General features: G+C 63.0%; 11 protein-coding genes. 7 read left to right on the top strand and 4 right to left on the bottom strand.

From position 1 onward, the window contains the following. The first annotated feature begins 98 nt into the window (after positions 1–98). The 5 genes from API01S_RS06995 to API01S_RS06975 all read left to right on the top strand — a co-directional run bounded on the left by API01S_RS06995 (position 99) and on the right by API01S_RS06975 (position 8055). Positions 99–947, top strand: a complete 849-nt coding sequence (locus API01S_RS06995) for a M15 family metallopeptidase (protein ID WP_409360603.1) — start codon at positions 99–101, stop codon at positions 945–947. Positions 948–1013: 66 nt separating this feature from the next. Continuing rightward, positions 1014–2426 (top strand): hypothetical protein, encoded by a 1413-nt coding sequence (locus API01S_RS06990; RefSeq protein ID WP_061304611.1) that lies wholly within the window; start codon positions 1014–1016, stop codon positions 2424–2426. Between the two features lie 65 nt (positions 2427–2491). Beyond that, on the top strand, positions 2492–6277 hold the full coding sequence (tssM, locus tag API01S_RS06985) for a type VI secretion system membrane subunit TssM (RefSeq protein ID WP_254598548.1): 3786 nt from the start codon (positions 2492–2494) through the stop codon (positions 6275–6277). Then, on the top strand, positions 6274–7257 hold the full coding sequence (gene tagF / locus API01S_RS06980; RefSeq protein ID WP_061303961.1) for a type VI secretion system-associated protein TagF: 984 nt from the start codon (positions 6274–6276) through the stop codon (positions 7255–7257). Before tssM ends, tagF begins: the two co-directional genes overlap by 4 nt. 3 nt (positions 7258–7260) lie before the next feature. Continuing rightward, a complete protein-coding gene (locus API01S_RS06975) occupies positions 7261–8055 on the top strand; it encodes an OmpA family protein (RefSeq protein ID WP_050728107.1) in 795 nt (264 codons plus the stop codon). A gap of 21 nt (positions 8056–8076) precedes the next feature. Here the strand turns inward: API01S_RS06975 and tssA are convergent, their stop codons facing one another. Beyond that, entirely contained in the window at positions 8077–9201 is a 1125-nt protein-coding gene (tssA, locus tag API01S_RS06970) for a type VI secretion system protein TssA (RefSeq protein WP_061303959.1), read from the bottom strand. Between the two features lie 181 nt (positions 9202–9382). Between tssA and API01S_RS06965 the strand changes: the two genes are divergently transcribed. Together API01S_RS06965 and API01S_RS06960 are read left to right on the top strand one after the other, a co-directional pair. Next, on the top strand, positions 9383–9637 hold the full coding sequence (locus API01S_RS06965; protein WP_050728109.1) for a hypothetical protein: 255 nt from the start codon (positions 9383–9385) through the stop codon (positions 9635–9637). Positions 9638–9655: 18 nt separating this feature from the next. Next, on the top strand, positions 9656–9925 hold the full coding sequence (locus tag API01S_RS06960) for a PAAR domain-containing protein (RefSeq protein WP_050728110.1): 270 nt from the start codon (positions 9656–9658) through the stop codon (positions 9923–9925). Positions 9926–9964: 39 nt separating this feature from the next. On the opposite strand, the gene API01S_RS06955 is transcribed toward API01S_RS06960, so the two are convergent. The 3 genes from API01S_RS06955 to API01S_RS28745 all read right to left on the bottom strand — a co-directional run bounded on the left by API01S_RS06955 (position 9965) and on the right by API01S_RS28745 (position 13514). Continuing rightward, on the bottom strand, positions 9965–11290 hold the full coding sequence (locus tag API01S_RS06955) for a ferredoxin reductase family protein (RefSeq protein ID WP_061304607.1): 1326 nt from the start codon (positions 11288–11290) through the stop codon (positions 9965–9967). Positions 11291–12074: 784 nt separating this feature from the next. Continuing rightward, positions 12075–12323 carry a hypothetical protein gene (locus tag API01S_RS06945; protein ID WP_050728112.1) on the bottom strand — a complete coding sequence of 83 codons (249 nt, stop codon included), beginning with the start codon at positions 12321–12323 and terminating at the stop codon, positions 12075–12077. Between the two features lie 630 nt (positions 12324–12953). Next, on the bottom strand, positions 12954–13514 hold the full coding sequence (locus API01S_RS28745) for an immunity 42 family protein (RefSeq protein WP_082305955.1): 561 nt from the start codon (positions 13512–13514) through the stop codon (positions 12954–12956). Position 13515: the final 1 nt, after the last annotated feature.

The raw sequence follows: 13515 nt of genomic DNA, 5'->3' as shown, positions 1-13515 counted from the left end.
TTACGATTTCTAAGGGACCGACGCGGTTTGCAACGCCGGATCGCTTGCCTCACGCGGCAATAGAACAAAAGATTACGCCTTCACGTGAGGGACCTATCTTGTTACTGCTACTGCCCCTGTATTTTTTACTGGCGGTGGGCGTCTCCGCTCTCCTGTTTTTTCCGGCTCTGCGCCAAGGCGCGGTCCGGGGATTGCGCGCGTGCGCACAGGGCGTGGCGCGAGGCGCGACGCGCGGCGCAAGCCAGGCAGGGGGAGCCGTGGGTGGTACCGCGGGTGCCCTGAATAACGGGGTAAAAGCGTCGGCGGGATGGGTCGCGCGGCATCGTTGGCAGGTGGCAATCGGGCTGACAGTTGTATTACTACCGTCACTTTTCGCTTTCCTCATGCGACACAATCACACATTCGTTTACAGCCCTCAAATGACGGGTCCGGACCGCCGCATCCAGGCTCTGCTTGAGGGCGAACGACTGGCCCCGCCGGCCCCATTGCCGCCGGAAGCGTTCACCACGCGCGAGGTGGAATTGGTGCGTCCGAAGCTGGGCGGAGCGAGCCGCAACTGGGATCTGCTGGACGCCGATTTCCGGCAACGGCTGCTGCTGGCCTATCGCATCATGCGCGAGCAGCACGGATATGAAATGGCGCTCATCGAAGGCTATCGCAGCCCGCAGCGACAGGACGAACTGGCCGGCATGGGCACGCATGTGACGAACGCGGGCGCGTTCCAGAGCTATCACCAATATGGCCTGGCGGCCGACAGCGCGTTCTATCGAGACGGCAAGATTGTGATTTCGGAAAAAGATCCCTGGGCCATGCGCGGCTACGAGCTGTTCGGCCAGACCGCCGAGCTGGTGGGACTGACCTGGGGCGGCCGCTGGAAGATGATGGACTTCGGCCACGTCGAGCTGCGCCGGCCTGGCGTCATGCAGCGAGCGGGAGAAACGAAATGAGGACGACGCATCGCCAGACGCGCGCGCATGCGCCGCTACAAGAACAATATTTCTGACCGGGCACACATGGCACGTTTGTTGAAAAAAGGCTTGCTGGTTCTGGCGCTGTTCGCGCTGGTGTGGCTGGCCGTCATCATCTGGTGGCAGGAGTCGCGCACGCTGCCGACCGGCGTGGATATCGGGCTGTATCTGTTCGCATTGCCGCTAGCGCTGCTGGGTGCGCTATGGCTGGGCGCGCGGGCCGTACGCGCGGCGCGTGCTCCCAAGCCGCAGCCGGTGGCGGTGATGGACACGCCGCAGCAAGCAACGGCCTCGGTGGCTGAACTGCGTATCGTCGCCGTCGCCGCCCGCGCCGGCGCAGGCGCCGATGCGGCCTCGATCGCACAGGCGCTCATGGAACAACAGCGCCCCGAACTCGATACCGAATTGAAGACCTTGCAGGGCTACCCGGTATTCGCCGCGCGCGTGCCGCTGCTGAACGACGATGAGTTGTACGCCGCCGCCCGCGAACGCGGCGCGCATGCCGATGCGCTGGGCACGGCAGGCTTGCGCGTGACCGCGATGCTGGCCGACATCGCGGCGACGCTTACCGACGAGGCGCACCGCCGCGTCACGCAACTGGACGTGCCGGCCCGCGATGAAGACTGGCCCCTGCTGCGCTTTGACATCCTGCTGCCCGCAAGCTGGTCGCCGCCCGCGCGGGAACGCGCACGAACGCAAGTGCTTGCGGCGGCAGGCGTGTGGCCCGACAGCCGCGTGGCCGCCACGGAACATGCCGCGCGCGATGCGATGGCCGGCGATACGCTGCTGCGCGAACTGGCGGCTACGTCCAGCGACGACCCGGCCACGCCGACGTGGCGCATCGTGCTGGCCGGAGACGGCTACATCGATCAGGACCAGGTCGCGCGATGGGATGCGGACGCCTCGCTGCTGACGCACGCGAACCCGCAAGGCCGCGTGCCTGGCGAAGCTGCCGCAGGCGTCTTGTTGAGCCTTGCGCGCAACGCCGCGCCCGCCACTGCCAATGCCGACACTGGAAAGAACGCAGCCTTCGACACCACCCCCGAACTACTCGTCGCCTTCTCGCCCATCGCGCAACGCACGAAGCCCGCGGACGCCCGAGGCGCTGCGCCCGAACCCGCACTGGCCGAGCTGGCGCGCGATCTGGTGGAGCGCACGGCGACAGCCCCGGACAGCGTCGTCCATGTCGTCAGTGACGCCGACCATCGCGGCAGCCGGCCGCTTGAGGCCCTGGGCGTGGCGTCGCAATTATTCAGCCATCTGGACGCCAGCAAGGACTGCCACGCCGTCGGAGTGGCCTGCGGCCATACCGGCGTGGCGGCCTCGCTGCTGACCTTGGCCGTGGCCGGCGAAGCCTGCATGCAGTCCGACCAACCGGTGCTGACCCTTACCCTGCAAGACCCCGCATTGCGCTGCGCGTCCCTGGTCTATCGACCCGCCGCCAGCACGACCGCCTGACTCCGAAAATAACAGCGAAAACCATGCGTAGCCCCTCAGGATTCCTATCTCGTCTTTCCAGTTCCATGAGCGATTTCCGCTACTGGAGCGCACGCGTGCTCGCCAACCCGCGTACCTTCATGGTGATCGGGCTGATCGCGCTTATCGTCTTCCTGTTCCTGTTTGCCGACACGATGCAGATCGCGTTGGGCTGGGCGGGCGTGCTGCTGGGAGTGTTGCTGGTGCTGTGGCTCTGCGTGCACCTGTGGAGACGCCGGCGCACCCGGCGCGCCAACCAGCAATTGGGCGACATGCTGGAACAACAGGTGCAGACCGGCGCGGTCTCCAGCCCCGCCGCCAACCGCAACGACATCGACGCCTTGCGCCAGCGGCTGACGCAGGCGGTGCGCACCATCAAGACATCCAAGATCGGCCAGACCTCGGGCAACGAGGCGCTGTACGAGCTGCCCTGGTACATCGTCATCGGCAATCCAGCGGCGGGCAAGAGCAGCGCGGTGATCAATTCGGGTCTGCAATTTCCGTTCGCCGACAAGAACGGCGCGGCGGTGCGCGGCGTGGGCGGCACGCGCAACTGCGACTGGTTCTTCACGACGGAAGGCATTCTGCTGGACACGGCTGGCCGCTACTCGGTGCACGAAGAAGACCGCAACGAATGGATGAGCTTTCTGGACCTGCTCAAGCGGCATCGTCCGAAGGCGCCGATCAACGGCATCATCGTGGCGGCCAGCATCAGCGAACTGACGGATTCCGGTCCCGAGTTCGCCATCAACCTGGCCAAGAACCTGCGCCAGCGCGTGCAGGAATTGACGGACCGGCTGGAAGTGTTCGCGCCGGTCTACGTGATTTTCACCAAGGCCGACCTGATCGCCGGCTTCTCGGAATTCTTCGCCGACGCCGACCCGCGCGAGCGCGACCGCGTGTGGGGCGCCACGCTGCCGTATGGCGCCGACGAAAGCCGCGACGTGCTGACGCAATTCGACGAACGCTTTGACGAGTTGTACGAAGGCCTGAAGGAAATGGGCACGGCGCAGATTTCGCTGCGACGCAGTGGCCCCCTGCCCCCCGGCCTGCTGACCTTCCCGCCGGAATTCGCGGCGATCAAGCCCGCGCTGCGCACCTTCTTGTCGACCCTGTTCGAGACCAACCCGTTCCAGTACAAGCCGGTGTTTCGCGGCTTTTACTTCACCAGCGCCTTGCAGGAAGGCGCCTCGCGCAGCACGTCCACAGAAAAGCTGGCGGAACGCTTCAGCCTGCGCCCGTCCACGCGCGCGGCCACGCACAACACGGCGGCGCACAACGGCCTGTTCCTGCGCGACCTGTTCTCCAGCGTGATCTTCGCCGACAAGAAGCTGGTGCGTCAGCACGCCAGCCCGAACAAGGTCCGCATGCGCTACCTGACCTTCTTCGGCCTGGTGCTGGCGCTGGGCCTGGTGCTGGGCGGCTGGAGCTGGTCGTATCTGGGCAACCGCCAACTGGCTACCAACGTGCAGGCGGATCTGGACAAGGTGGTGCGCCTGCAAAGCGAACGCACCGATCTGCAAAGCCGCCTGGAGGCCATGGAGATCCTGCAAGACCGCATCGAGCAGCTGGACCGTTATTCGTCCAGCCGTCCGCTGTCGCTGGGGCTGGGCCTGTATCAGGGCGACGTGCTTCGTGACCGCCTGCTGGCCGAGTACTACAACGGCCTGCGTCAATTCATGCTGGTGCCGGTCAAGGCCAGCCTGGAAGAATATCTGGGCCGCGTCGATACCTCGCAGGCTGCGGCAGCCGGCGCGACGGCAACGCGCGTGTCCGCGCCCGCCCAGACGCCAGCGCAGCCGGGCCGCGCCAATGGCGGCGACACGCTGTTCCAGGACGCCTCGCCCACCAACGTCGATGACGCGTACAACGCGCTCAAGACGTACCTGATGATGGCCAATCGCGAACACGTGGATCCCACTCACCTGTCGGATCAGATCACGCGCTTCTGGCGCGGCTGGCTGGAAACCAATCGCGGCGCGATGCCGCGTGACCAGCTGATCCGCAGCGCCGAGCGGCTGATCTCTTTCTACGTGGCGCGCGCCGCCGACGCCGATTGGCCGCAGATCGACACCAACCTGGCGCTGGTGGAACGCACGCGCGGCAACCTGCGCAGCGTCATGCAAGGCATGCCCGCGCGCGAACGCGCCTATTCCACGCTGAAGGCCCGCGCCGCCACGCGCTTCCCGGCAATGACGGTGGCGCGCATCATGGGCGAGGCCGATGCCGCCGTGGTGGCCGGCAGCTACGCAGTGCCCGGCACGTTCACGCGCGAAGCCTGGGAGCAATACATCGAACCGGCCATCGGCGAAGCCGCGCGGCGCGAAGTGCAGACCAGCGACTGGGTGCTGGGCGTGAACGCGCGCGACGACCTGACGCTGGAAGGCAGCCCGGAGCAGATCCAGAAAAGCCTGGCCACGATGTACAAGACCGAGTACGCGCAGGAATGGCAGAAGATGCTGCGCGGCGTGACCATCAAGCCCTTCACCAGCTTCGATCAGGCGGTGCACGGCATGAACCGCCTGGGCGATCCGCAGAATTCGCCGCTGGTCAAACTCATCAACACCACCTATGAGCAGACCTCCTGGGACAATCCCTCGCTGATCAACACCGGCATTTCCCAGGCGCAGACGGGCGTGGTGGCGTGGTTCAAGCGCGTGATCCTGCGCCAGGGCCAACCCAAACCCGCACAGGCGGCGCAGACCGCTAACGGCGAGCAGATACCGATGGGGCCGGTGGGGCGTGAGTTCTCGGACGTGGCGCGGCTGGTCGTCACGCGCGATAACCAGTCGCTGATGGGCAACTACATGACCGCGCTGTCCAAGATCCGCACTCGCTTCAACCTGATCAACAACCAGGGTGACCCCGGCCCCGGCGCGTTGCTGCTGATGCGCCAGACGCTGGAAGGCAAGGAGTCCGAACTGGCCGACGCGTTGAAGCTGGTCGACGAGCAGATGCTGGCCGGCCTGACGCCCGCGCAACGCGAGACGCTGCGCCCGCTGCTGGTGCGTCCGCTGATCCAGGGCTACGCCGTGGCCATGCAGCCGGCGCAGACCGAACTGAACAAGGTCTGGAACGCGCAGGTCTATCAGCCCTTCAGTCAGGGCCTGGCCGACAAGTATCCGTTCTCGACCAAGGCGGGCATCGAGGCCAGCGGCGAAGAGATCGGCCAGGTCTTCGGACCGCAAGGCAGCATCGCCAAGTACGTGAACGAGACGCTGGGCCCGCTGACCGTGCGGCGCGGCGACATTCTCACGGCGCGCACCTGGGGCGACATGGGCATCGATTTGCAACCCTCGTTCACCGCCAACTTCGCGCAGTGGGTGGCTCCGCTGGCGGGCGGCGCGGCGGGCTCGGGCGCGGCTTCCCAACCACAGACGCTGTTCCAGATCCAGCCCAAGCCGGCCAGCGGCGTGACGGAGTACACGATCGAGATCGACGGCCAGCAGCTGCGCTATCGCAACACGCCGCCGCAGTGGGTCAACTTCGTATGGCCCAACGCGCAGGGCGCGCCCGGCGCGCGCATCACGGCCACCGCGTTTGACGGCACCGTGGTCGAGGTCATCAACGAACCCGGCCGCTTCGGCCTGGAACGCCTGATCTCCGGATCGCAGCGCATGCCCAATGCCGACGGCAGCTTTGAAATGAGCTGGACCAAGTCGAACATCACCGTGCCGGTCAAGCTGCGCATCATCAGCAACGCACAAGCCGCCAGCGCGGGCGGCACCGAACCGGGCAGCCAAGGGCTGCGCAACCTGCGCCTACCCGCCACCGTGGTGGGCGCTTCCCCTCAACCCTCCGTCGCCCCGACGCCTGCCGGAGCGCAGCAATGAGCCATCCGCAGTCCCCCATGTTCCGCACGGCCTACTTTGGCAAGATCCCGTCCCGTGGTGATTTTGTGAAGAACACCTCGCACCCCCAGCTGATGTCTACGCTGGACGCCTGGGTAGCGAACACCATGGAAATCCTGGCGCAGGACCCGCATTGGAAGACGCTGTACGACGAGGCGCAGCCAGTGCCGTTCGCCGTGCTGGGGTCCCGTGGCAAGCTGGCCATCGCCGGTCATCTGCAACCCAGCCGCGACCAGTCGGGTCGGCGCTTTCCGTTCATCAGCGCGACTTCGGTTGAAGTATCCAAGCCGCTGGACTTCATCGCGCGCAGCCCGCTGGCGTTCAGCCGTATGTGGAACCGCATGGGCACGGCTGCCGGGCAACTGATGCTGGACGGCGACCCCGCCCCCGCGCTGCAAACCCTGAACGATCTGGAAGGGGAAATCCGCACGGCGGCCGACGACGGCTTTGACGCCTTCATCGATCTGCAAACGATCGAGCGCGTCGAAGCCATGCTGCGCAACAACGGCCACGCCGCGAGCATGCACGACATCGTGCTGGCGTTGGGCATATTGCTTGCACCCGTGATGTCCAGCGGCTCGTCGCAGCTGGACACGGGCCTGGCGCTGCCACTGCCCGACGACCCGCTCTACATCAACCTGGTGGCGACTTACTGGATGACGCTGATCGCGCCGTTCCTCACGCGCGCCGACTTCGAGATCGCCGTGTTCATCGGCAGAGTGGCGGGCAAGCATCGGCTAGTGGTGGGCTTTCGCGGCGCGTCGCCGCAGACGCTGGCCAGCCTGCTGTCCACGCCGCAGACCTTGTCGCAGCACTACATCGTGCTGGAATCGGCCCCGTGGGTGCGCGACCACGTCAGCGCAAGCCACGGGCTGGCCAAGCTGTCGAGCTATCTGGATCAACCGCGGCTTTCCTTGCGCCAGGCGCTGGAAACGTTCCGCGAAGTTTTCATCGGAGCCTAGCGCATGCGCACGCTAATTCTTGCCCTGGCCGCCGCATTGTCGTGCGCGGCCCATGCCCAGGACGCCGCAACGGTGGTGCCGGCCAACGTCATTCCCCAACCCGGCCAGGTGGTCGCCAGCGGCGCGGTGCCGGACGAGGCCACCAAGGCCGACGTGCTGGCCCGGCTGCAAAAGGTCTACGGGGTCGGCAACGTAATCGACCGCATCGACGTGGGCGGTGTGGTGGCGCCGCCCAACTGGTCGCAGCACGTGAGCAAGCTGCTGGACAGCCCGCTCAAACAGATCAACCGTGGCCAGCTGGAGATCGACGGCACGCAGATCCGGCTGCGCGGCGAGGTGGACAACGAAGCCTCGCGGCAGCAGATCGCCAGCAACTTCGCCACGTCGCTCAACCCCACGTACAAGATCGTCAATGGCCTGCGCGTGTCGGCCGGCAAGGACGAGCAGGACGTGCTGGACAACCTGTTGAGCAACCGCGTCGTGGAATTCGAAACCGGCAGCACGCGCCTGACCGCGCGTGGCCGCGAACTGCTGGACCGCGTGGCGGACGCCGTGCCCAAGCTGCGCGCCGACAAGATCCAGATCATCGGGCATACCGACAGCTCGGGCAGCCGCAGCACCAACCTGGCGTTGAGCCAGGCGCGCGCGGATGCCGTGCGCGATTACCTGGTGGACAAGGGGCTGCCGGTGTCGCGCTTCGAAGCGATGGGGGCTGGCCCCGATCAGCCCGTGGCCACCAACGCCACGGCCGAAGGACGCGCCAAGAACCGGCGCATCGAGTTCCGCGCGGCGCGCTAAGGCGCGCGCCGCTGGCCGGCATCAGTTGTTGTCGCCGGCCTTCTTGATGCCCAGCAGCTCTTCCAGACCGGAGAGCGTTTCGTCGTTCTTGACCACCGTGCGCAGCCACAGGTGCAGCGACATCTCGCCCCAGCTTGCGGCCTTGTCAGCCAGGTAGGCGACCGGGCTGTGCGGCTCGGTGCGGCGGAAGAAATCAGCCACCTCGCGCAATTGCGCCAGCGCCTGTTCGCGCGTCTGAATCGGACCGCGCGCAGCAGGCGTGGCAGGATGGCCGGCGGGCTCGTTGGCGGTCGAAAGAGAATCGATGGCGGGCAAGGTAGGCTCCACGCGTGTGGGAACGGCGGGCGCAGCAGGCGATTGCGGCGGCGGCGCCATGTCGGCGCGCACCAGCAGGCCGGCGTCGCGCGCAAAACGATGCGCCAGTTCGGTGACGTTGCGCAGCGCCTCGCGCACCCGGGAGAACGCCGGGCTTTCATCGCCCAGGCGTTCGTCCAGCGTGCGTTCAAGCTGCGCCAGCGCCTGCGCGCAGCCTTCCAGCTGGCTATCCAGTTCGGAATAGAACGACGGCGGCGTATCGCGGCGCGCGGCATCGAAACGGTCCAGCGTGAGCTTGCCGCGAGTCAGCTCGTTGGCATTGTCGGGCGTGCGCTTGACGGCGTTGGCCAACTGGCTCGCGGCCTCCCAGAGCACCGCGCCGTATCGCGCGCCGTCCGCCTGGGTCAACGGGATCTCGCCGATCAGTTGCTGCGAACGGGACAACAGCCAGGCCAGGTTGCCCACGCGCTGCTGCACGTCGCCATCCTCGGGCACGGGGTGCAGGCCGTCCCAGTAGTTCTGGCAAAGGCCGTCGATCAGCAGGTAGCCGTCGCGCAGCCCCGCGAACCCGCGCGTCTTGGCCCACGCTTCGGCCAGCCACGACGCAATGCGGATGTCCTTGCTGCGGTTGCGCAGCGCGTCGGAACAGATGCGCGCGACTTCCGGCCAGTCGGCCTCTTTCAGGTCGATGATCCAGTCGCCCTGGTCAAGCTGAGGGTCGTCGTGCCGGCGCGCTTCGCGGATGGCGTCGAATTCGGGCGAGAACACCAGGTCCACGCCGCAGGGCGCATCGCCGGGTATCGGTAGCAACAAGGCGTTGATGTCGGTCATGTCTTAAAGCAGAAGTGGCGTGGGCTGGCGGCATGCGTGCCGGAGAACGGCGCGGCCCGCAGCAGGAATGGCGGAAATCATCCCACATTCACTTACGCATAACGTTCAAAGATGACACGTCCTATTACAAGGCGCATCACGATGCATCGTTATGATTTCCGCTCCGATCCAAGGAGCGTCCATGACGACGAAATCCATCCGCATGTTGCCCGACGGGCACTTCATCGCAGGCAAGCCGCGCCGCGCCCCAGACGGCACCTATGTCGGCGGCGAAGGCCCCATCACCCGCGCGCCCGACGGCACCTACGTGGCCGGCACGCCGCAACGCGCACCCGACGGGACCTACAAGGGCGGCGGCGGACCAGTGCGCATGGCGCCCGATGGCACGTTCGTGGTCGGACCCGCTCGGCGTGCGCCGGACGGCACCTATCTGTAAACAAATATCTCGCCACCCATGTCCCAACGTTCCGTCATCCGCAAGGGCGACAAGACGTCGCACGGCGGCGTCGTCGTGACCGGCGATGAAACCGTCATCATCTTCGGCCAGCCCATGGCCCGCGTCGGCGACCGAGTCACCTGCCCCAAATGCGGCGACACGCACACCATCGTCGAAGGCGTCCACAACGTCAGCTCGGACCGCATGACGGCGCTGGAAGGCATGCGCACGTCCTGCGGCGCGACGCTGATCGCCAGCCAGAGCTTCTATCAGCTTGAGTTTGGTTGAGCGGCAGCCGGGCTTTGGCGTGCTCTGACGCCTGGCCCGTCAACGCATCTGGAAAAATTCCCGGTGGAAGGCCGCCGGATCCAGACCTGCCTTCTGCATGGAGGATTGAAGCTCATCCCCCATGCCGGCCGGGCCACAGAACCAGATACTGGCATCGCGCCAGTCCGGCAGCATCTCTTTGATGACGTCGGCAGTCAGGCGCGGGTCCCGTCCCTTGACGTGCAGATGCAGCGTGACGCCAGCCGCCTCGGCATTTTTCTGGACCTTTTCCACAAAGGCCGGATCGGGCAACTGCGTCACGTAGAAAAGGTCGATCTGGCGGCCGTCGGGTTCGGCGGCCAGCGCTTGCATGCGCGCGATGAAGGGGGTGATGCCAATGCCGGCTCCGATCCAGATCTGTCTTTGCTGAGGTCCGGCAAACTGGAAATCCCCGTACGGCCCCTCGACCGTGGCGGTGCCGCCAATCTCTAACGTTTCGGCAAGCCGGCTTGTGTAGTCGCCGACAGCCTTGATAAGGAAAAACATACTGCCATCGCCCTTCCACGCTGAAGAAATCGTGAAGGGATGCGCGCCCTCGCGAGGGTCGAAGGTGACGAAGGCGAACTGGCCGGTCTGATGCCCGGGCCAGGGTTTGTCGAGCTTGAGCACGACTTTGAGCACGCGATTGTGGCGAAAGGGTTCCAGCTGCGTAATACGCGCGGGCACCTGCCGGCGCCGTCCGATGCGCCCCGTCAGTCCAACGATCGACCCCACCACGCAACCTGCCACCAGCGCCGCCGTCAACCAGCCGACAGGCTTGGACCAATCGGAATATTCGGTCAGCACGACGGCGTGCCAGCAAAACACCAACGCGATCACGGCCATGAGCCGGTGCGTATTGCGGAAATAACCATAGGGCACGCGTGAAATCAAAGCGATGAGCACCAGGACGATCAAGGCATAGAAACCCCACTCACCCATGGTCTCCGCCAGCCCGCGCTGCTGACGAAAGAAGGCTTCCAGGCCTTCCAGCTGCGGACGATCCCCTTTCGGAGGCCGCACAATCCAACCCCAGCCGACCGCCCACTTGGGCGCCTTGATCCACAACCAATGCAGCACGGCGACCACCAGGGCCGTCACCCCCAGCCATTTGTGCAAACGGTACATCTTGTCCAGACCGCCCATCGGCGGCTCGACGGACACGGGACGCATCGACAACATCACCGCCCCCGCCATCGCGGCAAACGCCACCAGCCCCGTCAGCAGGACCCATTCGTGACGCATGGCGAAGACTTCACGCAGATACAGAATCTGCGCGTGTGGCAACAGCCAGAGGGCTGCAACGATAGCCAATCCGCAGATCAGTACCCAACGTATTCTTTTCATGCCGATCATCCTTGAAGGAGCTTAGTCGGAGGATGCGCTCATTGCTTGGGGTGTGAGGCTTGTGGAAGGCGGGCGCGTGCAATGGGAAAGGACGGGAGGGCTATGGGGGTAGAGCTGCGCCGAAAGATGTAGGGATCGTACATCGGGGGTGGGGATGGGGGGTTGATGTGGATTAAGGGGTGGGGATTGGGGGGATTTGTTCGGCGGTGGGGGTGCTTTTGCAGGATGTATGTGGTGTGAGTGATGTTGTGATTGCTGTGTAGTTGGCGACCGGAGTGAGGGCTTTGCGTTGCCTCAACACGGCAGGGGATCTGGTTATCTGTCGATCTGCTTGTCTTCAAGGGAGGCGGCGCCGAGGAGACACCGAAGTTCTACGGGCTGGTTCCTACGTTTAAAACCCGCCCCTATCTACCACTTCCTCCTATTGCTCAAAAACATACCAATATCTGCGATTGCATCTTCAATTCGCCCCGAGATGGCTTTATCTTTAAGGCGCTCACGTAGAGCAGGCATCACCTTATCCTTATCGAGTTGGCCATGAATTCTGGCAATATGCCCCAAGCATGTCGCGGCGACCCCTCTAATTTCAAAATTATCGTGATTCAAAAATTCTAAACATCGATTTTGCGCCCACCGCCAGCTCGAATCGTTTAGCGCAATCGCGACGAGCGTGGCACTAATTTCCCCGACATCCTCGGAGACAAACACCTCATTAACTCTGTTCCTACTAATTAGATTTTCGTCCTTATATCTCATCATTCGATCCTTCAAGAACATCCCTGCCCTACCACTGCGCCTCCGATGCAATCTCAAATCCCGCCTCGATTACCTTCTCATCGGCAATGAGCTTGAGCGCGTTCAACATATCCAACGCGGTATCCCGATTCAATGAAGCGATTGTCTCGGCTGCAATCATGCCCGCCAGGTCTTGCTGCGCCACCTCGTCCTGAATGACGATGGCGCCGCCGCTGATGCCGCTTTGGGTCGCCGAACTGCTGTTGCCGCTGGCTGCCGCGACCGCCGGCGTGCCCATGCCCACGCCGCCTGGCATTTGCGGGACGCTGGTACCAACCTTTAGGGTGGGCTTACGGATCGACCAACCCGTACTTAATGCTAGTTTGAGCTAAGGCGGTCTGACTCCTACCGAATCGACAAATCAATCTCAGCAATTTGTTGCACAACCCACTCAATGTAAGCGATAGAAATGATCGAATCGAACCCTTCGTGTGGAAAGATTTCGATAAAAATTAGCCTGGCATTCCTGCGGCAGATCGAGCGCCGAAGACCGACTGCAATCCCGAACTACAAAATCACCTCGATACCATCGCAAGGCTAGCGCCGCTTAAAGTTCACCAGCAGTGTGTGCAAATATTCAAGCATGCTTACCACCTCAGACCTTTCCGCGCCCATTCGAGTTTGAAATTCGAATGAGTCCAGACCATTGCACACTTCATTGAGAGCACATTTTAAAATAAATACCTCTTCAACTGAGCACGAAAATTCCAACCCACCATCAGATTCATTTATTAGTTTCATAACACCAAAAATTTACAAAAATCACTTCGGAGCCTGTTTCGCATTTCATCCTTGCGCCCACCAACCAGTTCACACCAAAGCGATTTTGGCAAAAAAAACATGACCAACCGTTTATTATTAGCTAGGACTAGTCTGCCCCCTGTCGAACCGCCAAATCATAATCAGAAAGTTGCTGCACAATCTGCTTAATATCAGCAATAGAAACTATCGCTTCGAACACGTCGTAATTTTGAATATTTACCCAATATCGCGTCCCATCTTTGTCGGTTATCAATTCACTTACTTTTGCGCCAAGCACCCTAGCCTCCTCATTACAAACAACACAAAATACATGGCACCCCTGATCCTCGGCATTCGGGCCAGACACCTTGTACCTGAAGTCATTACTAAGGTCTTGCCGATCATCGACATCGCCACACCGATAATTTGGATATGCCAAACCCAACATAATCTCAAAAGCATCCACCTTTTTTTTACGAAACATCTCGCAATTTTCAGGAAGAGAAATCAATGCATGCGAATTTTTCAGCTCCCCAAACTCGACATCCAAAGTCGCAGTACTGAGTTCATCAGGAAACATTTTTCCATCCACGATTAGGTGAAATAGACCATTTCTGTAGGAATCGCTTCCCCACTCTGGAATGTTTTGCACAAGAACTGCAAACTTATATGGATCACCAATAACCATC

The organism is Achromobacter piechaudii NBRC 102461, from assembly GCF_001571245.1.
GTDB classification, from domain to species: domain Bacteria; phylum Pseudomonadota; class Gammaproteobacteria; order Burkholderiales; family Burkholderiaceae_B; genus Achromobacter; species Achromobacter piechaudii.
This window is presented reverse-complemented; position numbering and strand designations above follow the sequence as displayed.